The following is a 24,078-nucleotide window of genomic DNA, read 5'->3' as shown; positions in this document are numbered from 1 at the left end:
GTGTCGCCCGTGGAATCGGTCCCTCGCATCCCCGGGGGTCAGGGGGCGTGCAGAGAGTGGTGAGGGGTTCGCGTGATGCGTTGCAGGAGCCGGGTGAAGGTGTCCGCCCAGGACGTGATGGTGGCTTCGTCGAAGAGGTCCGTGGAGTACTCGAAGGTGACGGTGATCGTGTCGGCGCCGGGGACCAGGACCACGTACAGCTCGTTGCGGGCCACGCCTGACGTCGGGAGGTCGCGTACCGAGGCGGAAAGCGAGCGCATGTCCAGGGTGGGCGCCGGTGTGGTGACCACGGTGAACAGCACGGTCGGGAACAGCGAGTCGCCCGTCTCCGGCGACACCAGCTCCACCACCTCCGTCAGGGGCAGCTCCTGGTGGTCGAGCGCGGTGAAGAGCGTCGCGCCCAGCCGCTTCACCAGATCGGCGAACGTGTCGGCCTCGCCCAGCCGGGCGCGCAGCAGGACCGCGTCGCCCAGCAGCCCCACCACGCCGGACCGCTCGCGGCGGGTGCGGTTCGCGCTGGACGCGGCCAGTACCACGTCGGGCAGCCCGCCGCACAGCTCGGCCGCCCAGGTGGCGAACGTCGCGGCCAGCACGACGTACGGCGTGCTCCCCAGGCGGGTGGCGGCCGCCGTGACCTGCCCCGGGGTGTCCCCGGAGATGGCCCAGGTGTGCAGGGCGCCCTGGCCGGACAGTTTCGCGGGGCGCGGCCTGTCGTAGGGCAGCGGCAGACGCAGGGGTACGCCGTCGAGTTCCGCGCGCCAGAACCGTTCGAGCTCCGCCCGGCGCTCGCCGTCCAGTCCGTGTTCGGCGCGGGCGAAGTCGGTGAACTGCGCGGCGGGCGCCGGAAGCCGGCTGTCGGTGCCCAGGTGCCGGGCGTCGTGGAGCTCCCGCAGCTCGTGCCAGATGACACCCATGGACCAGCCGTCGCACACGGCGTGGTGAAACACGAGCACCAGCACCCAGCGATCCGGACCGAGCCGCGCCAGCCGGAAGCGGAACAGCGGCGCGCGGTCGATGGCGAGTGGACGCGTGGCCTGGTCGCGGCACCACCGCTCGACGGCCTCGTCGTCGTCGGCGTACACCGTCAGGTCGTCCACCGGCAGGTCCACGGACACCTGGGCCAGCACCTCGACCAGATACCGTCCGTCGCGTCGTACGGTCCTGCTCCGCAGCGCGTGATGGCGGCCCACCAGGTCCTCCAGGGCGCCTGCCAGGTTCCGCGGGTCGAGGTCGCCGCGCAGGTCGATGCGGTGCGCGACGTTGTAGACGTCCGGGTCGGCGTGCTCGTGGTGCCGGTGCCACAGCCTGCGCAGCGTGGACGTCATCGGCACCGTGTCCACCACCCGCTCCGCGGGCGCGGGACGTTCGTCGCGGCTCGCGACGCCCCGGATCGTGGGGTTGAGGAAGAACTCGGCCATGGACAGGTCGACGTCCAGTCGGTCCGCCATCAGGTTCAGCAGCCTGATCGCGCTCAGGGAGTGGCCGCCGAGCTCGAAGAAGGACTGGGTCACCGGCACCCGGCGCGCGCCGAGCTCCTCGCACCACAAATCGTGCAGGGTCCTTTCCAAGCGGGTGGCGGGCTGTGCGTCCGCGTCCTCGGCCGCGTCGTCCGGTTCGGACCCGGGCGCGGGCAGCCGCTCCCGGTCCAGCTTGCCCGAGGTGTTCACCGGCAGCCGCTCCAGGCGCACCCAGCGGCGCGGCACCAGGTGGTCGGGGAGCTGTGCGGCAGCCGCCACGCGCAGCGCCCGCAGGTCGACGTCCGGCGCCGCGGGCACCACGTAGGCGACGAGTTCCCGGTCGCCGTGCTGGTCGCGGTGGGACACGACGGCCGCGTCCCGGACGTCCGCCAGGGCGCTCAACGCCTGTCGCACTTCGGCCGGTTCGACCCGATGGCCCCTGATCTTGACCTGGTCGTCCACTCGGCCGCAGTACTGGAGCGAGCCGTCCGTGCGCCAGCGCCCAAGGTCCCCCGTCCGGTACCGCACGGAGCCCGAGCCGTCCGCGAGGAACGCGCCGGCCGTCTCCGCGGGCCGGGCGTGATAGCCGTACGCGACCGGGGAGCCGCCCACGTGGATCTCACCGACCGCTCCCGGCAGGGCCGGCCGCCCGGCGCCGTCCAGCAGGGTGATCCGCGCTCCCGGAACCGGCGTGCCGATCGGCGGCCACTCCTCGCCGTCGGGGTCGACCCGATGCGAGGTGACGATGACGGAGGTCTCCGTCGGCCCGTACTGGTTGTACAGCGCGCAGTCGGGGTGCGCGGCGAGGAACCGGCGGAACGCGCCGGTGAGCTGCAGCGCCTCCCCGGCTGAGAACAGCTCCCGCAGGGACGGCAGTCGAGGCCCGGTCTCGACGAGGTACCTGAGCGGGGTGCACGGCATGAACATCCGCTCCACCCCGTGACGGTGCACCGCCTGGGCCACGGCCGCCGGGTCGTGCCGCACTTCGTCGTCGATCAGCACCAGCGCCGCCCCGGAACACAGCGTGGTGAAGATCTCCTGCACGCTCACGTCGAACGCGGGCGACGTCCACTGCAGGGTGCGCAGCGCGGCATGGCCCGCCAGGTGCCCGCGCACGAGGTTGACCGGGCCCCGATGCGGCACGACGACCCCCTTGGGCCGGCCGGTCGAGCCCGAGGTGTAGATGCAGTACGCGGGGTCCTCGGGCCGCGCGCCGTCGGCCGGGGGGCCTTCCGGGAGGTTGCCGTCGACCTCCTCCACGAGCCGTACTGGCCGGCAGGGGGCGTCCGTCCCGAGCCCGGGATGACGCGCGAGGACGGATGCGGAGGTCAGCAGCAGCACGGGCGCGCCGTCGTCGAGGAGCGTGGCGACCCGAGGGGCCGGCAGGGACGGGTCGAGCGGCAGATACGCGGCACCGCTCTTGAGCACCCCCAGCACGGCGGCGATCAGTTCCGCACCGCGTGGCAGCAGCAGCGCCACGCGCTCCCCCCGCACGGCGCCTCGGGCGCGCAGATCGTGGGCGAGCGTGTTCGCGCGCTCGTCCAGCTCCCGGTAGCTGACGCTCTCCGCCCCGCTCACCAGGGCGACGGCGTCCGGTGTCCGCCGTGCCTGCCGCTCGAACAGCCCGTGCAGGGTGTCCTCGACGGCGGGCGACGGTTCGTCCAGGCGCCCCAGCCTCGCGAGGTCCGCGCGGTCGGTTCCGGTCACGGCGGTCAGTTCACACAGCGGTGCGCCGGGGGTGCCGAGGGCGCGGCGCAGCACCTGCTCCACGTGGTGCGTGAAGCGGCGCACGGTGGTCTCGTCGAACAGGGCCGTGTCGTACTCGACCATGAACCGCACACCGTCGCGGTGGTGCGTGAAGTAGACGCTCAGGTCGAACGGGGCTCGCGCGCTCGGCACGTCGAGCAGCGTCGCCGCCAACCGGGGCGGGTCGAACTCCACCTCGCCCTCGTTCTCGTACTCCACCATCACCTGGAACAGGGGGTTGCGCCCCGGGTCCCGGTGCGGGTTGAGCGCCCCCACCAGCTCGTCGAAGGGGACCCCGCTGTGCTCGTACGCCGCCGTGCTGCCGGCCCGTACCCGGTGCAGCAGCGCCGGGAAGTCCGGGGCACCGGCGAGGTCCAGGCGCAGCGGCACGGTGTCGAGGAAGAGGCCGACATGGTGGTCGGCGCCGGCGGGCCGGGCGGCGAGCACGGTGCCGAGGACCACGTCCTCCTGGCCGCTCATCCGGCCGAGCACCGCCGCGACCGCGCCGGTCAGCGCCATGAACAACGTGGCCCGGTGCCCGGCCGTGAACGCCCGCAGCGCGCCGGTGAGTTCCGCGTCCAGTTCGTGGGTGAGGCTCGCCCCCGCCCCCGACCTCACCGGTGGGCGGGGCCGGTCGGTGGGCAGGGCGAGCTCCGGGGCCCCGGCCAGCTCGCGCCGCCAGAAGCCGAGGGACGCCGCGCGGTCCGCCGGGCGGGCCGGAGCCACCTCCGGCAGGGGCGGCGGCTCGGGGGCGCCGTGCTCCGAGGCCCGGTAGCAGGCGGCGAGGTCGCGGACGAGCACCGCCGTGGAGGCCGAGTCGAAGATGATGTGGTGGGCCAGGAGAAAGAGCAGGTGCCGTTCCTCGGACAGGCGCAGCAGTCGCGCCGTCACCAGTGGTCCCTCGCGCAGGTCGAGGACCCGGCGCCCCTCCGTCGCGAGCGCGGCGCGCAGCGCCTCCTCCTCCGTCGCCCCCGTGTGGTCGTCGACCGGGCATTCCAGCAGTACCCGGTCGCGGATCTCCTGGTACGGGACGCTGCCGTCGTCCAGGAACACCGTACGCAGCGCCGTGTGCCGGTCCGCGACCCGCTGGAGCGCACGGCGCAGGGCCGGCACGTCCAGTGGCCCGTCCAGCCGGATCGCCTTGGGCTCGTGATACATGCCGGTCCCCGGATGCAGTTGCTCCAGGAACCAGATGCGGCGCTGCGCGGGCGTGAGGGGCGCCCGGCCCGGTACCGGCGCCGCCCGGCCCGGTAGGGGCGCAGCCCGCATTCCGGCTTCGGACCGCACGCGGCGGCGGACCCGGTCGAGTACCGGCAGCGCGGCCAGGACCTTCTCCTTCGGCACGCCGAAGTCCACGAAGCAGGCGATCTCGTCCGCCCCGGCGTCCACCAGGCGGCGCACCGTCTCGGCGGCCATGTCCTCGTCGCCGATCAGGGCCCGCGAGGCGCAGTAGCGTGCGTAGGCCCGCTCGAGCAGGAACTCCACGTCTTCCTCGGGGGTGTTGTCCAGGTCCGCCGTGAAGCCGAGGCTGTTGGTGACCTGGCCGAAGAGGGAGAGCGAGGAACGCAGGTAGGACACGAACGGCCGGTATGCCTCCGCCCGCGCGCGGTCCCCGTCCTCACCGAGGTACGTGTGCACCAGCACCACGACGCGGCCCGCCGCCGGGGCGAGCCCGTGCTCGGCGCGGGTGCGCCGGTACAGCGCGATGTTCTCCGCCAGTTGCTCGACGGTCTGCGTCATCAGGTTGGTGACCACGCCCAGGCCCTCTGCGGCGGCCCGGCGGTAGCTGTCGGGATTGCCCACCACTGCCACGTACAAGGGGAGTTCCCGTTGCAGGGGACGGGGATGGAGACGTATCTCGACGGGCTCACCGTCACCGGCGGTCGTCGGCAGCGACCGGCCCGACCAGAGCTGTCGCACGGCCGCCAACTGCTCGTACATCACGTCGCGGTGGCGTCCGAAGTGCTGCGGGGCGAGTGAGAAGTCGGTGGCGTGCCAGCCGCTCGCGACACAGAGGCCCGCCCTGCCGCCGGAGATGTTGTCGACCACCGACCACTCCTCGGCGACCCGCACCGGATGGTGCAGCGGCAGCACGACCGAGCCCGCGTGCAGCCGGATGCGGCGAGTGCTCGCCGCGAGCGCGGCGGCGAGCACGGAGGGGTTGGGGAACAGCGCGCCGAAGGAGTTGAAGTGGCGCTCCGGCAGCCACAGGGCGTGGAACTCGTGTTCGTCCGCGTACTTCGAGGCCTCCATGATCAGCGCGTACTTGTCGCGGTCGGCGTCCTGCGGGTAGTCGCCGAAGAAGTACAGACTGAAGTCGCACCCGGGGGCGGACCTCGGCTGCGGGCGCTGCTCGTGCTCCACCGGTGGGGCGGGCGGGACGGGGATCGCGGGCGGGAGCGGGGAGGGCGCCGGGGGTGGAGCCGGTGTCGATGCCTGGGGCTGGGGCTGGGGCTGGTGCTGGGGTCGGGATGGTGCCGACACGGGAGTGGGCGCGGGCGCCGGGGGAGCGGTGGGCCGGGCTCCCGTGGACGCGAGAAGGTCGAGTTGCCGGGATAGCACGCCGGTCACCTGGTCGACGAGGTGCTCGGTGAGCTGTAGCTGCCGCGCCAGCAGCTCGTGCAGGCCGGAGGACGCCTCGGGTGCCGGGGCGAGGGTGTCCGGTGCCGGTGCCGGTGCCGGTGCCGGTGCCGGTCGCGGTGCTGGTGCCGTGGGTGCTGGCGGGGGCGCGGCCACCGTGTCCGGGCGCGGCTGCGGCTCGTACGCGGCATCCGGCTCCTGCCCCTCCTCCCCACGCGCTCCTGCGGGGTCCGGGGCCGGCCCCGCGCCCAGTTGCGCCAGGCGTTCGGCCAGCGCGCGCGGGGTGTCGGCCGTGGAGAACAGCTCCCGCACCGGAACACGTGCGCCGTACCGCTGCTCCAGCTCCGCCGTCATGCCCATCAGGGAGAGCGAGTCCGCGCCCAGCTCGAAGAACGAGGTGCCGGGCGCGACGTCCGCCAGCCGGCGGCCGAGCTTGTCGGCGGTCAGCCGACGTACGTGGTCGAGCAGTTCGTCCGGCACGGTCGACTCCTTCACAGGCGTGGCCGGTGGCGTGGCGGGGGACGCCACCCGGCGTCTGCGCAGGGGATGCCCCGGCAGCGGCAGCCTGCCCCCGCCGCTGTTGACCGCGCCCCACTCCAGGTCGGCCCCCCTGCGGTAGAGCGAGCCCAGTGACGTCAGGAGCCCGCGCACCTGGTCGGCTGCTTCCGGGCCCGAGCCCTGCCCGACGAGCCAGCGGCTCTCCGGTACGCAGTGGCGGCCGAGGCCGGTGAGGGTGGCATCGGCACCGACTTCCACGAAGTCCCGGCATCCCTGCTGCGTCGCCGCGGCCATGGCCAGATCGAAGCGGACGGGCCGACGCGCCTGGTGGCAGAGGTAGTCGGCATCCGGGGTCCAGCCCACCGGGCGTACCCGCCCGTCGGCCGCCGTGATCAACGGCGTGCGCAGCGGACCGTACGCCACCCGCTCGGCGTGCGAACGGAACTCGCGCAGCGCCGGTTCGACCGCGGCGGAGTGGAACGCCCTGTCGACGGGCAGCGCCCGCCACCGCAGGCCCTCCCCGTCCAGCAGGCGCACCGCCTCCTCCAGGGCGTCCGGCGGGCCGGAGAGCACCTGGGAGCGCGGCCCGTTGACCGCCGCCGACACGGCGCCCGCGGCCCGCGCGATCCGCTCCGCCTCGGCCTCCCCGGCGCGGACGGCGAGCATGCCGCCCGGCGGGCAGGCCGACTGCATCAGCCGCCCGCGCCACGCGGTGAGCCGCAGTCCGTCGTCGAGTGCGAGGGCGCCGCCCGCGTAGAGGGCCGCGTACTCCCCGACGCTGTGGCCGAACAGCAGCGCAGGGCGCACGCCGACGGCGCGCCACACCTCCACGAGTGCCGCCTGATGGGCGAACAGGGCGGCCTGCGCTGTCTCGGTGGGCCAGACGTCGTCGTCGGCGGACTCGTCCGGCAGCAGGAGCAGACTGCCGCCGAACTCGTCGGCGTACAGCTCCTCGCACCGGTCGAGTACCCGCCTGGCGGCCGGGTGGGCGGCGTACAGGCCGCTCGCCATGCCGCGCCGGCCGCTGCCCTGTCCGGCGAAGGCGAAGGCGAGCGGCCCGAGCGGGGCGGGCGGCGCGGCTTGCCGCTCGTCCAGGGCGTCGGCCAGCTCCCCGGCGGTCCGGCCGACGGCCGTGGACCGCGCCGCCCGGTGGGGCCGGCCGAGCGCCATCGTGGCCGCCACGTCCGCCGCCGCGAGGTCCGGCCGCTGCCGCAGCCGGTCGCGGAGCAGGCCGGTGAGCTCGTCCAGCGCCTCCGTGTCGCGGGCCGAGACCGGTACGAGTACGGGAAGTCGGGCCGCGTGCGGTCCGGACCGTACGGGCGGCTCCTCCAGCACCACGTGCGCGTTCGTGCCGCCGACGCCGAGCGCGCTGACCCCGGCCCGGCGCGGCACGCCGTCCCGCGCCGGCCACGGCCGCAGCCCGGTGCCCAGGACGAGCGGGCCGCCCTCCAGGCGCAAGTCGGGGTTGGGCCGTGTCAGGTGCAGTGTGGGCACCAGCGTGCGGTGGCGCAGCATGAGGACCGTCTTGAGGAGGCCGGCCATCCCGGCGCAACTGTCGAGGTGCCCGATGCTCGGCTTCACCGAGCCGACGGTGCAGAACCCGGTACGCCGTGTGCCCTCCCCGAGCGCCCTGCCCAGTGCCTCCAGTTCCACCGGATCACCGAGGCGGGTGCCCGTTCCGTGCGCCTCCACGTACGAGATCGTGTCGGCGGGGACGTCCGCCCTGCGCAGCGCCTGGCGCACGACCTCCACCTGGCCCGCGACGCCGGGCGCGCTGAACCCGACCTTGCTCGCCCCGTCGTTGTTGACGGCGGAGCCCAGGATGACCGCCTGCACGGTGTCGCCGTCGGCCAGCGCCCGGTCGAGCCGCTTGAGCAGTACCGCCGCGACACCGTTGCCGCCGACGGTGCCGTCGGCCTCCGCGTCGAAGGCCCGGCAGCGGCCGGTGGGGGACAGGATCGACCCCGGGTGACTGTGGTAGCCGCTCTCCTGCGGCAGGTGCACGGCCGCCGCGCCGGCCAGCGCCATATGCGCCTCGCCGCTCAGCAGGGCCTGCACGGCGAGGTGGACGGCGACCAGCGAGGTGGAACACGCCGTCTGCACGCCGATGGCCGGGCCGGTGAGGCCGAGCCGGTAGGCGACGCGGGAGGCGAGGAAGTCGGGCTGCTGCCCGATGGCGGCCTGCATGCCGGTGGCCGGGTCGTCGTCCGAGGCGTCGGGCACGCCGCTCGCGGGCGGGTGCTGGTGGTCGTAGAGGTTCATGCCCGTACCGGCGAACACCCCCACCCTGGTGCCCGGTTCGACTGCCCCGTAGCCGCCCTCCTCGAGCGCCTCGTGGCAGCACTCGAGAAACAGCCGGTGCGCGGGATGGGTGAGGCGAGCCTCCTTGGGGCTCACCCCGAAGAAGTCCGCGTCGAAGGCGTCGACGCCGTCGATGACGCCCCCGACCGGCACCAGGCCGGGGGCGCGCCGCTGCTCCGGGGACAGGCCGGCCGCGGCGAGCCGCTCTTCGCCGAAGACCCGGACGCTGTCCACGCCGTCGCGCAGATTCGCCCAGAACCGGTCCGCCGAGTCCGCGCCGGGGAAGCGCAGCGACATGCCGATGATCGCGACGCGCCGCTCGGCCGTGTCGTCCCCCGAGTCGGTGGTCACGGGCCGCGGCCGGTCAGCGGGGGCGGCGGCCAGATGCGCGGCGAGGGCCGCGGCCGTGGGGTGCTCGAAGAACGCGGTCTGGGCGATCGGCGTCGCGAGCCGCCGTTCCAGGAGTGAGCGCAGACGGGTGAGGTGCAGGGAGTCGAGCCCCAGCTCGTAGAACGGCACACGCGCGTCCACCGGGTGCCCCAGTACGGCGCCGATCTCCTCGCACACGATGCCGGTCAGGTCGTCGGAGGCGGCGCCGTCGGCGTGCGGGGCGGGACCGGTGCGCAAGCCACCGGCGATCAGGCGGTGCCGGAGCTCCGCGCGGCGCACCTTCCCGGCGGGAGTCCTCGGGAAGTCGCCGCCCGGTACCGGCAGGACGTGGGAGGCGGTCAGGCGCAGCCGGGAGAAGAGAGCCGCCCTCACCTCCCGTAAGATCCGCTCGTCCTCGTCGGCGCCGCGGCTCACGAAGAACAAGGCCAGCCGCTCCGTACCGCTGTCCTCGTCCGGTACGCCGCAGGCCGCGACCTCCCCCTGACGGACCCCGGCGACGGCGGTCGCCGCCTCCTCGACCTCGTGGCAGTACACGTTGTGCCCGTTGAGGATGATCAGGTCCTTGCGCCGGCCGGTGATCACGACCTGCCCGCCGTCGAGGAAGGCCAGATCGCCCGTGTCCAGCCAGTCCCGCCCCGCCGGGAACGCCTCGGCGTCCGCCTCCGGGTTGTTCACGTAGCCGGGGGTGAGACGGGCGGGCGTGCTCACCTGGAGGCGGCCGATCCTGCCCGCGGGCGCGGGCTCGTCCTGGTCGTCCACGACGCGCAGGGTGACCCCGTGGGCCGGCGAGCCGGCCGCGACGAAGGTGACGCAGTCGTCCTCGGGGGTGCGCGCGTCGGCCCGCACCAGGTCGCCGCCGAGGCTGCTCTTGAGCAGGCGGTGCACGGTGCCCGGCCGGTCCAGCCGCCCGTACGTGACGGCCGTGACCGTCTCGGCCATCCCCCACACCGGCACGATGTGGCCCTCCCGCACTCCGGACGCGGCGGTGGCGTCGAGGAAGCGGTGCAGCACCGGCAGCACGATCTGCTCGCCACCGCACAGCAGGGTCTTGAGGGAGCCCAGGTTCCGTACGCGGTCCGGCCGCTCGGCGAGCGCGTCCGCGACCAGCCCGTACGCGAAGGTCGGCGCCCAACTGTGCTGCGCCGCGTACGACTCGACGAGGTCGAGCCAGCGCAGCGGTTCGGCCAGGACCCGGTCGGTCGGAGCGTGGACATTGGTACAGCCCACGAAGACCGCCAGCACGTGGTACAGCAGGAACGCGCCGCTGTGGTCGACCGGCAGCCAGTTCACCATCGTGTCGTCCGGCCGAACGTCCATGATCCGCCGGGAGCTCGCGGCGAAGTCCACCAGACCGGCGTGGGTGAGCCGCGCCGCCTTGGGCACACCGGTGCTGCCGGAGGACAGCATCAGCAGTGCGACGTCGGACCCGGCCGGGTCGACGTGGCCGTCCGCGGGGTGCGCGCCCAGGCAGTCCCGCGCGACCGCGACCCGCAGGCCGGGAGCGGCGGTGGCCAGGTCCCGCGCCCCGGCCGCGTCGCTCAGCACCAGCGGCCGGTCCAGCACTGTGCAGGCGTGCAGCAGGCGTTCGTACGCGGGTGAGCCCGGGACGGCCCGCTCCGCGATCGCCGCGGGCCGGGCGCCGCCCAGCACACAGGCCCAGAAGGCGGGGAAGAACTCCGCCAGCGGCAGCCCGCACAGCAGCACCGGGTCGCCGGCGCGCAGCCCGCGCTCCCGCAGCCCGGCGAGCAGCCGGCGGGCCCGGGACAGCAGCTCGCGGTAGGGCATGCTGACCGTGGCACCGTCCGGGGCGACCGTGACGACCCCGGCACCGGAGTCCACGGCGGCGGCACGCAGCAGGGCTTCCACGGCGGTGCGCGGGTCGTCCTCGGTGTACTCCGGCTCAGGCCCCCGGCAGAGTGCCTGTCCTTGTACGCGGTCCATGCGTGTCCCCTTCTTCTTCACTCGTGGACGACGGCGACTGGGCCCCGGCGGCGGCGAACAGCAGCAGGAGCAGTGCCCCGCACACCGCCGCACCGTGGAACATCCCGACGACCGTCAGGGCGGGCAGCGCTTCGAGAGCCGACGCGGCGAGCACCGTGCCCAGCGCGAACCCGGCGGTCTCCGCCGTGGCGGACATCCCGAACAGCCGGCTGCGCTGCCGGTCGGGGGAGGCCTGGAGGTGTGAGGTGTAGACGATCTCAGTCCAGCCGTCCGCGAAGCCCGCGCACGCGGCGGCGACCATGAGACCGGCGGCGGGCAGGCCGGTGAACGCCGCCACGAAGGACACCGACATCGCCAACGTGCCGATCGCGAAGGCGCGTTCGGGCCACACCGATCCACACCGGGCGCGCCTGAGCACCAGGTGGGCGGCGATGGTGCCCACCGCCCACGCCACCCAGAAGCGGGTCATGAACAGCGCCGGATCGGACGGGGCGCCCGCGTGCGCGACCACGGGCAGCGCGACGTTGTGCGAGGACGACGCGAGGGCGTCGACCCCCCGGAGCAGGACCATGCCGAGCAGCAGGCCGGGAAGACCGGCCGCGCCGTGCCACAGACGCGGGCGCCGGGGTCGGTCCGCGCGTTTCCCCCGGCCGTCCTCCCCTCGGCCGTCCTTCCCCAGGCCGTCCTCCCCTCGGCCGTCCTCCCCTCGGCCGTCCTCCCCCCGCACGGGCTCCTCCTCGCCGTCCGTCCGCGGCCGCAGGGCGAGCAGCGCTCCCGCCGACACCGCGAAGCTCGCGGCGTTGACGGCGAACGCGCTGCCGTAGCCGCCGAACCCGATGACGGGAGCGGCCGAGGCGAAGCCCAGCACGGTGGCGATCGACCGCGCCGTGACCAGCAGCCCGTTCGCGCGGGTGCGGGACTCCTGGCCGACCATCACAGGGATCGCGCTGCGCAGGGCGACGGTGAAGTACGTGTTCCCCGCGCCCATGACGACGACGGCGCAGCACAGCAGCCACATCGGCGTGCGGGCCGCACACAGGGCCAAGGCGGTCATGGCGAGGCCCTGGGCGACGTCCGCGAAGACCATCGTCCGCAGGCGGGTCGTCCTGGCCGACAGCGACGCGGTGGTGAGCCCGGCGACGAAGCCGGAGAACAGACGCAGCGCCATCACCACGCCCACCCCGAAAGCCGTGCCGGTGACCCGGTACGAGAACAGGCTCAGCGCGATCAGGTTCAGGTAGTTGCCGTAGCCGGACACCGCGTACGCGCAGACGAGGGCACCGAAGCGCCGGTCCACACCCCCCACCACGTCCCCTTCCCGAGCGTGAACGCGCTCACCGGTCCTCGTTCCTGGCCATCACGGGCACGCCGGGCCGCCTTCGCGGAGACCGGCGGAGGCTACGGCGTCACATGATCGGCACAGCGGCCTCGGCGCGCATCTCGCGCAGGACGCCGGCCACTTGGCGAATGCCCTCGGTGAGCACCTGCTCCTCGGCGCTGAGGCTCACGCGGAAGCACCGGGTCGCGTGGCCGGCCAGGGCGGGGGAGGAGAGCGGGTCCACGAAGAAGTGCCGCCCGGGCACGACGAACACCCGCCTCTCCTTCAGCCTGCGGTACAGCTCGACGTCGTCGAACCACGGATGGTCCACCCACAGCCAGCAGAACATCCCCCCGGCACCGGAGTGCATCCGCCAGTCCATGTCCGGCGGCATCGCCTCCGCCAGCAGCTTTGCGGCGAGGCACTTCTTCTCCCGGTAGTAGGGGGTGATCGCCTCCCGGGTGACGTCGTCGAGCCGCCCGTTCCGCATGACGCGGGCCAGGGCGGCCTGGGGGAGCTGCGGGGCGTGCAGGACGGAGTTGGACATGAACGACGCCAGCGCGTCGACGTACCGCGGGGAGCCGATCGCGAACCCGACGCGCTCCCCGGGCAGTCCGGCCTTGGACGCGGAGAAGCAGTGGATCAGGTGGTCGTGCAGCACCGGCTCGGTGCGCACCTCGGCGATCCGGGGGAAGGGCGAGCCGTATGCCTGGTCCAGGAGCAGCGGCACGTCGCGCTCCGCCGCCAGCGCGGTCAGGGCGTCCAGGTCCGCCCGGTCCAAGGCGCGTCCGGTGGGGTTGCCGGGGCTGGAGACCAGCATCATGCCGATGTCCGACCGTCGGCTCAGGCCCTCGAGGTCCAGTACGTAGCGGAACCCGTGGTCGCCCTGGCGCTCGATCAGGGGCGGCACTCCGACGATGCCCCCTGCGTGCATGCACATGCCCTGGTAGCCGGTGTAGTCGGGAACCATGGGCAGGACGATCTTCCGCTCCCCTCGTGCTCCCGGGCCCGCGAAGAGGGCGGCCGCGGCGAAGCACAGCATCTGGCTGCCCGGGCCGACGACGACGTTGTCCGGGCCGAGCCGCCAGCCGTACGTGCGGCGGAAGTAGTCGACGACCGCCTCGATCAGGACCTGGCTGCCGCGTGACGGGCCGTAGCGGCAGCTCGCCCGCCCGAAGTCCTCGCTCAGCGCGTCCGCCAAGGCGGTCCGCCACATCTCGCTCGCCTCCGGGACGGAGGCCGGATTGCCCACGCTGAGGTTGAGCCACTCACCCGCCGACGCGTCCGCCGTACTGGCGGCGACGTCCTCCATGATGCTGCGCAGACCGGAGGCACCAGCCATCTTCGCGCCGCTCAGTGACAACTCCATGGGGATCTCCTGGTACTCGAGGGGTGAGCGCCGGTGCGCGGGCGGAGCACGCGGGACACGCGGAAGCACGCGTGCCCGGCCAGGGGCGGGCCGGGGAGAGGGGAACGGGTGGCGGCGGCGCGTACCGTCCCGGGCAGAGGGCCCGGCGGTGCCGCGGCCCACCGGCGGAGGCGTCGAGAGGAGGCGATGTCCCCGAAGTCCGCGTGGCGGGGCCTTTTCGAACGCGCGCACAGGAAACGCAGCGTGCCGCCCATGTTCTTAGCGTCCGGCGATTCTGTCAACGGCCTTACGGACGGGCCCGTACGGCCGGGCCGGGTGAAGGTTCCGTACGGCGAGGGCAATGCCCGGATCGCGAAGAACTATCCGTTAGCCAATCCGATGCCCCAACAGTCGAACTGCTCCGCAAGAAGTCCGGTGTGGCCCCGGTCACCGCCCTGACGCGGGCTCAAGAGGTGCTCCAGCAAAGAAAGATGATCATCTCTTCCATGAATCGGGTACACGCCATACAGTGAGGAGCGTCCTTCAGGACTCCTCGTGGGGGACGGGTGCATCATCAGCGCATCACCCGGTTGGGCACGGGGCGGGCAGCGGACCTCTCGTCATTGACCGTCGAGGAGGGTGAATCGCTGCCGTTGGACGCAGACTGGCCGGCGTGGAAGGGGGAAATGGAATGCAGGGCGCTGCCCACTTAGCCGTACTTCCGATGTGCGGTGCCGCTGTGTCAGCGTGACCGCTCGCGCGTGCTCAGCCCGTAGAGCCGCGGAAGGCCGACGTTCTGGCGTCCGGCCGCAGGGCGTGGTGGTGAGGCAGCGGCCTCGCCGTGCGTGAGTCCCGTCCGTGTTCTCGGTATTGCCGTGAGACGACACGTCCGTGAAACCCCCCGTGGTGAGGCAAAAGGCGTCCGCGCCCGGGGAAGTGCCTTCAAGGAGTGGGATGTCCGACGCCCGCGCGAGTTTAGCCGACAACGTACGTGCGGAAGTGGCCGGAGGATTCGACCTTTCATCGGTGTCACTTGACGATTCATTCGTGGGTCCGCACGTGAACCCGGTCGCCGTACTGCGCCTGACGGCCGCTTCTGAGGAGCGGTTCGAAATCCCCCCGGAGCTGGGCGACCCGTTTCGCGCCGAATCCGTGGGCGGTCTCGTGGAACTCGTCGACGCTTTCGTGAACCGCTGGAAAGGGGAATGAAGTGGAGACAGCGGGGACGAGGACGGAAACCGCCCTCCGGCGCCGGAGGGCCGACGTGGACCGCAGACGGCGAGGGGGATGTGAGCAACGCACCTCGCACCGCCCGGACACCGAGCGGCGCCGCCTGACCCAGACGCTCGCGCGCGTCGACGTGGCCCACGACCGCCACCTCGACCGCGTTCACCCGCGCACGAAATAGCGGACACATGAAGACGATACGAGACGCCTTCGAGGCCCAGGCGACGCGCACCCCGGACGCGATCGCCGTGCGGGCCGCCCACACCCGCACCTACCGTGAACTCTCGGCGCGGGCCGCCGCCCTCGGCGAGGAGATCCTCGCCCACACCCCGGCCGGGTCACTGGTCGCCCTCGACGCGGCCGGCCCCGCCGGTGGGGCGCTCGGCATCCTCGCCGCCGCCGGCAGCGGGTGCGGGGTACTCCCGCTGAACCGGGAGAGCCCGCCCGCCCACCGCGAGCGGATCCTGGCGAACGCCAGGCCCTCCCTGGTGCTGCGCGAGACCGCCGAGTGCGCGTTCACCGCCGAGCCCGTCCCCGCCGCCGGGGGGCGCTACGTCCCCCGTGAGCCGACCATGGCCGACGTCGCCTACGTCATGTACACCTCGGGGTCGACCGGTCTGCCGAAGGGCGTCATGGTCCCGCACACGGCGCTGCTCGACCGGCTCGCGGGGCTCGCCACCACCCCCGGGCTCACGGCGGGCGAGACGATGGTCGCCGCGACGGCCCTGTCCTTCGACATCTCCATGGCGGAGATGCTGCTGCCGCTGACGGTCGGCGCGTCCTGCCTCGTGGTCCCGGACGAGGTGCGCTTCGACCCGTACTCCTTCACGGACTTCGTCGACGAGCACGCCCCGCAGGTCATCCAGGCCACGCCCAGCTTCTGGCGCATGCTCCTCGCCGCGGAGTGGCAGGGCGCCGAGAACGCCAGGCTCTGGTGCGGCGGAGAGGCGCTCACCCCGGGACTGGCGCGTCGCCTCCTGCCCCGCGGCGCGGAGCTGTGGAACCTGTACGGGCCGACGGAGGCCACGATCTGGGCCACCGCCTCGCGCGTCGAGTCGCCGGACGTGATCTCCCTGGGGAGCCCGCTGGACGGCAGCGGCCTCTACCTGGCCGCCGTGGACGACGCCGGTACGACCCACCTGGACGAGGCGGTCACCGAGCCCGGCACGATCGGCGAGATCGTCCTGTACGGGGCCGGGATCGCGCTCGGCTACCTGGAGCGGGACGACCTGACCGCCGAGCGCTTCCCCAGCCGGGACGTCTCCCGCGCCGGGGTACGGCTCTACCGCACGGGCGACCGTGCCAGGTACCGGGCGGACGGCTCCCTGGAGTTCCTCGGGCGTGCCGACGACCAGATCAAACTGCGCGGCCACCGCATCGAGCTCGGTGAGATCGAGGCGATTCTGGAGGAGCATCCCGACATCACCGCCGCGGTCGCCGTCCTGCGCGACGCCGACCGGCCGCAGCACGCGTCGATCACGGCCCATGTCACGGCCCGCGGGCACGACGTGTCCGGCAAGGACATCCGGGACTGGCTGCGTGCACGGCTCCCGGCCAGCCACTGCCCGAACCGGATCGTCGTCCGCGAGGCGCTCCCGCGCACCACGGCCGGAAAGGTCGACCGGGTGCTCCTGGCCGGCGAGTAGGGCACGCGGCCGGACCGCCGGGAGACCGCGGCCGACCACGGGCCGCGCCCGCCGGCCCCACCCCGGACGGGGGCCTCGCACGGAACGAGAGCCGCGCGCCCCCGCCGACGTGCCAGGACATCAGCAAGCGTATGGAGGCAACGAGTTGAGCCAGGTGAAGACCGCTCCGCTGACCTTCGGTCAGCTATCGGTGCTGAGGGACCTCGACCTGTCGGGGCCCGACGAGCAGAGCGACGGCAATCTCCCCCTTGTCCTCGACGTCCCTCCCGGTACGGGCGTGGCCGAGGCCACCGCGGCCTGGGCGCGGCTGGTCGAGCGGCACGAGGCGCTGCGGACCGTCTACGACCGCCGTGCCGCGGAGCCCACCCAGACGGTCCGGCCGTTCCAGGGCGTCCGGCTCGACACGGTGGAACTGCCCGCCCCCACCCGGGAAGCGGCTCTGAGCGTCGCCGGGGAGTGGGCGGAGCAGGAGATCCGCGTCGACGTGGAGCACTCCTGGCGCGCCGCCGTCGGGGTCCACCAGGGCGTCGCCACGCACCTGGTGTGCGTCGTGCACCACCTGGCCGTCGACAGCGCCGCCTGCACCCTGCTGGAGGACGAGTTCCGCACGCTCGTCTCCGGGGGCACGCTCGCCCCCGACCCGCCGCAGCCCGTCGACCTCGCGCTGGACCAGCACGGCGACGCACAGCAGCGTGCGCAGACGACCGAGTTCTGGCTCGACGAGTGGCGGGGGTTCGTCGACGAGGACCGGCAGGGCGGCGACACGAGCCGGCGCTACCGGGCGGCGCTGTACTCCGAGCGGGCCCAGGACGCCGCCCGCGCGGTCTCCGAACGTCTCGCCGTGTCCGTCCAGTCCGTGATCCTCGGCGCGGCCGCCCTCGCCCTGTTCGACCTGAAGGGCCGCGACCGGGCCACGTTCGGCCTGCTCGCCGGCAACCGCATGGACAAGCGCTGGCAGGCGCTGCTCAGCAGCATGAACCAGCTCGCCCCGATGACCGTCGCCGCCGACCGGGACGCCGCCCCCGCGGTGTTCCTGCGCACGCTCTACATGAACAGCCTGGAACGCCTGCTCCACGGCTCGTACAGCATCGACGAACTCCGCGCCCGGCTCACGGAGACCGGCTGCGCCAACCCCGACCCCCTGCAGTTCGACTGCTACTTCAACTACCTCGGGGACATCGCCCGGCCCCCGGCCGAAGGATCACCCGCGCTCGACGACGTCGAGTGGCTCGCCGGCGCCTGGCAGAGCGGGCCGCGTTTCAACCTCAGGGCCGCCACGGGCTCCGGCCTGCACCTGTCCCTGACCGCGAGTGACGACTACCTCGGCGCCGGGGCGACCGGCCGCTTCCTCGCCTCCGTGGAGGCCGCGCTGGTGAGCCTCGCCGACGGCGCATCCGACACCGTGGGCGCCGTCGACCTGGCCCCGCTGCGGAAGGTGAGCCCGCCGCCGCCCGCCCAGGACGGGAACGCCGCCCATGAGTGACACACGGCAGGCGGCCCCGGACACCGCTCCGCGCACGGGCCGGTGCCCGTACCACGTGACCGGCCGGGCGCAGGCCGACCCCTGCATGGACTACCTCCACCTGCGGGACGACGAGCCGGTCCGCTGGGACGAGGACCTCGGCGTATGGCTGGTCACCGGATTCCGCGAGGTGACCGAACTGCTGCGCAACCCGTCCCTCTCCGCGGCCTGGCCCGAACAGGGCAGGAGCAGGCTGCACACTCCGGCCGACGGCGAGGGCGGCGACGGGAGCCGCACCTCCGAACTGGTGCGCAAGTGGTTCATGTTCAACGACGACCCCGCGCACGCCGACGCCCGCAGGATCGTCGCCCCGCTCTTCTCGGCCGAACGCCTGGCGGCGGCACGCACCTTCGTGGAGGGGCTCGTCGACGAACTCCTCGCGCCGGAACGCGACGTCCTCGACGTCATGGACGACCTGGCCGTACCGCTGTCGAGCCGGGTCATCTGTCACATCCTCGGGCTGCCCGAGGACATCGCGCCCCGCCTCGCCGTGTGGGCTCCCGACATCGCCGCGCTGCTCGTCGCGGACTACCTCCCCGAGGTCGTCACCCGCGGGTACCGGGCGCTGCACGAGGTGACCGCGGCAGTCGACGAGGCGCTCCGGGGAGAGGTGCCCGAGGACTCGGGCCTGTGGCTGCTGCGCGAGGCGCACCGGCGCGGCGAGATCGGACTCCAGGACGTGTGGGCCACGGCGAGCCTGCTCATCTACGCGGGTTTCGAGACGACCTCCACCTTCATCGGCAAAGCCGTACGGGCGGCCCTGCACGCCGGGGCCGGGCCGGACGTCCTGAAGGCCGAGCCGGCCGCCGTCGTGGAGGAACTGCTGCGTTTCGACACCTCCGTCCAGCAGGTCGCCCGCTTCGCGGTGGCGCCCGTCGACGTGGCGGGGCGGCGTATCGCGGCCGGCGACCTCGTCCTGATCATGCTGGGGGCGGCCAACCGCGATCCGGACGTCTTCGACGGCCCCGACCACCTCCGGCCCGGCCGGGGGATCAGACGGCACCTCACGTTCGGATTCGGCGCGCACTACTGCCTGGGAGCCGGACTGGCGCGGCTGGAGGCCGAGGTCGCCCTGCGCAGGCTCGGCGAGCGATGGGACGTGATCGAGGAGGCCGCCGCCCCTGTGACCCGGTCGCACTACGGCCTCACCGTCCTGGAACACCTCGAGGTCACAGGGGGGACCCGCCATGGCGCGTGACGCCGAAACCACCGAGTACGTCCACGGTGAGCTCATCCATGAGGCGGTGGCCCACCAGGCCCGCGCCCAGCCCGGCGCCGCCGCCGTCGTGCAGGGCGGCCGTCGCCTGACGTACGGGGAACTGGACGCGGCCGGCGACGACTACGCCGCCGAACTGCGTGCCCTGGGCGTCTCCGCGGGACACCGGGTGCCCGTGCTGATGAGCCGCTCGCCCGAGTACGCGGCCGTCGTCCTCGCCGTGCTCAAGTGCGGGGCCGCCTACGCCACCCTGGACCCGCGCTGGTCCGAGGAGCGGCTGGACTCCATCCTCCGGCGGCTTGGACCGCCGCTCGCGGTCGTCGAGAAGCCCCAGGACCTCCGCGTGCCCACCTGGTCCCCGGCCGACCACCCCGTCGACGAGGCGGTACGGCGCCGGCGCCGCGTCCGGGCCGTGGCCTGCGACGGCGGTAGCGAGGCCACCGTCTTCTTCACCTCGGGGAGTACCGGCGTCCCCAAGGGCGTCGTCACCCCGCACCGGGCCACCACCCGGCTGTTCCAGCCCGGCGGCTTCGCCGACCTCGGCCCCGGCCATGTCATGCTCGCATCGGCCGCGCTCCCCTGGGACGTCGCCAGCCTGGAGCTGTGGGGGCCCCTCACCAGCGGCGGCACGGTGGCCCTGGTGGAGGACGAGTACCTGCTGCCCTCGGGGCTCGCCGCGCTCGTACGCGACCAGGGCGTCGACACGGCATGGCTCACCACCTCCCTGTTCAACGCCTTCGTCGACGAGGACCCCTCCTGCTTCCTCGGCCTCCGGCACGTGATCACCGGCGGCGAGAGGCTGTCACCGCACCATGTGCGCCGCTTCCTGGACGCCTACCCGGAGGTGCGGCTGACCAACGGCTACGGGCCGGTCGAATCCTGCGTCTTCACCACCACACACGACGTGGTGCCGACGGACACGGAACTCCCGCACGGCATCCCCATCGGCAGGCCCGTGCCGCACACGACCGTCCACGTGCTGCGGGACGGCCGGACATGTCCGCCGGGGGAGACCGGGGAGATCTGCATCGGCGGGGACGGCCTCGCCGTCGAATACCTGGACATGCCGCAGGACACGGCCGCACGCTTCGTGGACACCCCCGTCGGCGGCCGGACCGTCCGCCTCTACCTGACCGGGGACCTCGGGTTCACCACCCCTGACGGACTGTTCCACTACGTCGGCCGGGCCGACCGCCAGGTCAAGATCCGGGGACGGCGGATCGAGCCGCTGGAGATCGAGAACGTCTGCCTCGCCCTGCCGCACGTCAAGCAGGCGGTGGCGGTGCCCGTCCCGGGCCCGGACGGCGCCTACACCGCCATGGTGCTCTTCTACGTCGCGGAGCCCGGAGCCCCCGGGGACGCCGTCGCACCGGCGGCCGTGCGCGCCCACCTCGTCGCCGGGCTGCCTCCCCACAGCGTCCCGGACGACCTGCGGAGCGTCGACGCCATCCCGCTGTCGCCCACGGGCAAGACGGACACCGCGCGGCTGCTGTCGACGACCCGGCGGGCACCCGCCGGCCCGCCGGAGGAGACGACCGCTCCCGGCGGGCCCGCACAGCCGCGGAGCCCGTGGACGGCGGTCGTCCTGGAGGAGATCCGCGCCCTCCTGGAGACCGACGCGGCGCCCGACGCGCCGTTCGCGGTTCTGGGCGGGACGTCCCTCGACGCCATCCGGCTCTGCGCGCGCCTCTCGGACCGTACGGGCATCTCCGTGCCGGTCTCCGGCTTCCTGCGCAACCCCACGGCCGAGGGCCTCGCGGAGTTCCTGGAAACCCGCTCCCCCGCCGCCCCGGCGGAACCGGCCGGCCGTACCGACCGGGTCCGCCTCGACGGCATCCAGGCCCACTTCGGCCTGCTGCACGAGCTGGACCCGAGCGACTCCACCGCCCTGTGCCACCTGCTGTGGGAGGTCACCGGTCCGCTGAACACCACCGCCCTGGAACAGGCCCTCAACGACCTGCAGCGGCGCCACGAGGCCCTCAGATCGGCCTACCGACTCGACCCCGAGCCGGTGGCTCTGGCGCCCGAGACCGCGCATGCCGTCCGCGTCGAGACGCTCACCCCCGGCGACCGGACCCAGGACGCGCGGGCCCTGGTGGAGGAGGCGATGAACCGCCCCCTGCGCATCGAGGACGCGCGGGTGTGGCGATGCGTGTGCGCCCCGGTGGACGACGACACGGCGCTGGTCGGCCTCACCGTCCACCACATCGCCTTCGACGGCTGGTCGCAGGACCTCCTCATCACCGAGCTGACACACGCCTATGAAGCCCGCAGCCGCGGCGCCGATCCGCACTTCGAAAGCCTCGCGCCGACCCTGCGGGGGCTGGCCGACGAGGCCGCCCGGTTCGACGACCCCGACGAGACCGCCGCCCAACTGGCCTACTGGACCCGGCACCTGGCGGACCTGCCGGACCTCGCCCTGCCCGCGCCCGGAGCGGAGCCGGAGCAGCCTGCCCAAAGCCTCGGCTTCGCCGTGGACCCGGTGGTCACCGCCCGCCTCCGCGCCGAGGCCGGCCGCCTCGGAGCGACCCTGTTCCTGCCCCTCGCGGCCGGATACGCCGCCGCGCTCGCCGACGTGACCGGACAGGACGACTTCGGCATCGGCGTCCCCCTCGTGCGCCGCTCCGGACCCGCCTCCATGGCGGCCGTGTCCTGCCTGGTGGACGTCGTGTGCCTGCGGCTGCCGGAAGGTGACGGCGCGCCGGCGCTCGCGGACCTGGCGAAGGCGGCACGCCCCGCCGTCGAGGACGCCTTCGCGCGCCAGGACGTGGCGTTCTCGGAGGTGGTCCGCGCGATCCGGCCGCCCAGGACGGGCCGCAACCCGCTGTACCAGACGATGTTCGCCGTGCAGAACGGCGTGCCCGAGGAGCTCGCCCTCGCCGGGTGTGCGGTGCGGCGCCTGCCGATGGAACCACCCGCCGCGATGCACGAGATCGTCTGCGAGATCTGGCCGACGGCCGACGGCGGGCTGCGGGTGGACATCAGCTTCCAGGCCGACCGCGTCGCGTCGAGCACCGCGCACCGCCTCGCCCGTGTCTACGAGGAGCTGCTGGTGTCCGGGAAGCCGCCGGCCTCCCAGTGCTTGTGAACGACCACCACTCGAAGGGACCCCACCTCCCCATGCAGGACATTCCAGAGGAACGGACGGTCGTGCGCCTGCTGCGGCGCATCGTCGACTCGGACCCCGAGGCGACGGCGGTCGAGTGCGGCAAGGACGAGCTGACGTACCGGCGTCTGTGGGACGAGGCCGGTACCGCGGCGGCACGGCTCCAGGAGACGCCGGGCTTCGAACCGGGCTGCCTGCTCGGCGTCCTGTACGAGCGGGGCGTGCCGGGCGTGGTCGCCCAACTGGCGGCCTGGCGCGCCGGGGCCGCCTACCTGCCCCTGGACCCGGCCCTCCCGGACGGGCGCATCGAGTCGGTCCTCCACGACGCGCGGCCGTTCGCCGTGCTGGCCCGCCCCGATCTGCGCCACCGGGTGCCGCGTACGGTGCCCACGCCGCAGGACGTTCTCCCCGGCCCCGCGCGGGAGCCGCGAGCGGTCGGGTCCGCCCTCGCGTACGTCATCTACACCTCCGGCTCCACCGGGACGCCGAAGGGGGTGGAGGTCGCTCACGCCAGCCTGGTGAACCTGCTGGACTGGCACCGGGCCACCTACGGGACCGGGCCCGGCACGCGCGTGGCCGCCTTCGCGGGCCTTGGGTTCGACGCCTCCGTCTGGGAGACCTGGGCGGCGCTCGCCAGCGGTGCGACCCTCGTCCTGCCCGCCGAGCCCCCGGGCGCCGACGTGACGGCCATCACGGGCTTCCTCCAGGACAACGCGATCGAGCAGTGCTTCCTGAGCACACCGCTCGCCGAGGAACTGATCGGCTCCGACTCGCCCCCGCGCTCCCTGCGGGTCCTGCTCACCGGCGGTGACCGGCTGCGGGTGTGGCCGAGCCCCTCGTTCCCCGCCGCCGTCCACAACCACTACGGCCCCACCGAGGCGACCGTCGTCACGACCGCCAGCCGGGACCTGCGCGGCGGCGGCGACCCCGGCCGCGCTCCGGTCATCGGCACCCCCATCACCGGCGCGCGCGTCCGGCTGGTCGATCGTCAGGGCCACGACGTCACCGGACCCGGAGCGACCGGCGAACTCCTCATCGGCGGGGCGGTCCTGGCCGCCGGGTACCGAGGTGACCCCGCTCTCACCGAGGAGAGGTTCGGCGCGGCGGCCCTCGTCTCGGACGCCGGGCCCGCCGGGGGGAGCCCCGCCGCCGCTGAGCGCTGGTACGCCTCGGGTGACGTCTGCCGCTGGACGGACTCCGGGGACCTGGAGTTCGTCGAACGGCGCGACGCCCAGCTGAGCGTCCGCGGCATCCGCGTCGAACCCGCCGAGATCGAGCACACCATGCTGACCTTGGCGGAGGTCAGCCAGTCCGCGGTCGTGCTGTGCGACGACGGCTCGGGCGGCTCCCTGGTCGCCTTCTACTGCGGCGGGGCCACCGTGGAGACGGTGCAGGAGGTGCTGGCGGCGAGGCTGCCCCGGTACCTGGTCCCCTCCCGCGTCCAGCGGCTGGACGCCATGCCGCTGACCCCGAACGGCAAGATCGACCGCAAGTCCCTGCTGGACGCGCCGTCCGAGCCCGCACAGCGGCCCGAGGCGGCCTTCCCGCCCGGCTCCACCGAGGAGGCCATCGCCGGGATATGGACTGAGCTGACCGGCATCGTGCCGGGCGCCCGCGACAACTTCTTCGACGTCGGCGGGCATTCGCTGCTCGCGGCACGCATGATCGGCAAGGTACGCGACCGGTTCGGCGTCAAGGTGGGCCTGCAGGCGGTCTTCGACCATCCGGTCCTGGCGGAGCTGGCGGCCGTGGTCGACGCGGCGCCCAAGAACGGAGACTGAA

At 73.7% G+C, this 24,078-nt stretch carries 9 protein-coding genes; 6 read left to right on the top strand and 3 right to left on the bottom strand.

All coding sequences use genetic code 11. From position 1 onward, the window contains the following. Nucleotides 1–38: 38 nt before the first annotated feature. The 3 genes from B1H29_RS09335 to B1H29_RS09325 all read right to left on the bottom strand — a co-directional run bounded on the left by B1H29_RS09335 (nt 39) and on the right by B1H29_RS09325 (nt 13,600). A complete protein-coding gene (locus tag B1H29_RS09335; RefSeq protein WP_055419798.1) occupies nt 39–10,913 on the bottom strand; it encodes a hybrid non-ribosomal peptide synthetase/type I polyketide synthase in 10,875 nt (3,624 codons plus the stop codon). Then, nucleotides 10,873–12,219, bottom strand: coding sequence for an MFS transporter (locus B1H29_RS09330; protein WP_234393083.1), 1,347 nt, complete (start codon nt 12,217–12,219; stop codon nt 10,873–10,875). Before B1H29_RS09330 ends, B1H29_RS09335 begins: the two co-directional genes overlap by 41 nt. 100 nt (nt 12,220–12,319) lie before the next feature. Next, complete coding sequence (locus B1H29_RS09325; protein WP_055419797.1) at nt 12,320–13,600, bottom strand: valine--pyruvate transaminase; 1,281 nt, start codon at nt 13,598–13,600, stop codon at nt 12,320–12,322. A 933-nt stretch (nt 13,601–14,533) separates the two neighbouring features. On the opposite strand from B1H29_RS09325, the gene B1H29_RS38040 reads away from it, so the two are divergent. From B1H29_RS38040 to B1H29_RS09295, 6 genes are all read left to right on the top strand, one after another. Next, on the top strand, nt 14,534–14,788 hold the full coding sequence (locus tag B1H29_RS38040; protein ID WP_159027809.1) for a hypothetical protein: 255 nt from the start codon (nt 14,534–14,536) through the stop codon (nt 14,786–14,788). Between the two features lie 206 nt (nt 14,789–14,994). After that, entirely contained in the window at nt 14,995–16,452 is a 1,458-nt protein-coding gene (locus tag B1H29_RS09315; protein WP_055419795.1) for an AMP-binding protein, read from the top strand. Nucleotides 16,453–16,606: 154 nt separating this feature from the next. Then, nucleotides 16,607–17,935: a condensation domain-containing protein gene (locus B1H29_RS09310; protein WP_055419794.1), complete on the top strand. Its 1,329-nt coding sequence runs from the start codon at nt 16,607–16,609 to the stop codon at nt 17,933–17,935. Further along, nucleotides 17,928–19,172: a cytochrome P450 gene (locus B1H29_RS09305; RefSeq protein ID WP_079160125.1), complete on the top strand. Its 1,245-nt coding sequence runs from the start codon at nt 17,928–17,930 to the stop codon at nt 19,170–19,172. Before B1H29_RS09310 ends, B1H29_RS09305 begins: the two co-directional genes overlap by 8 nt. After that, complete coding sequence (locus B1H29_RS09300; protein ID WP_055419793.1) at nt 19,162–22,278, top strand: non-ribosomal peptide synthetase; 3,117 nt, start codon at nt 19,162–19,164, stop codon at nt 22,276–22,278. Before B1H29_RS09305 ends, B1H29_RS09300 begins: the two co-directional genes overlap by 11 nt. A gap of 32 nt (nt 22,279–22,310) precedes the next feature. Then, on the top strand, nt 22,311–24,077 hold the full coding sequence (locus B1H29_RS09295; protein ID WP_159027807.1) for a non-ribosomal peptide synthetase: 1,767 nt from the start codon (nt 22,311–22,313) through the stop codon (nt 24,075–24,077). Nucleotide 24,078: the final 1 nt, after the last annotated feature.

Origin of the sequence: Streptomyces pactum, assembly GCF_002005225.1 — a bacterium.
GTDB classification, from domain to species: Bacteria; Actinomycetota; Actinomycetes; order Streptomycetales; family Streptomycetaceae; genus Streptomyces; species Streptomyces pactum_A.
This window is presented reverse-complemented; position numbering and strand designations above follow the sequence as displayed.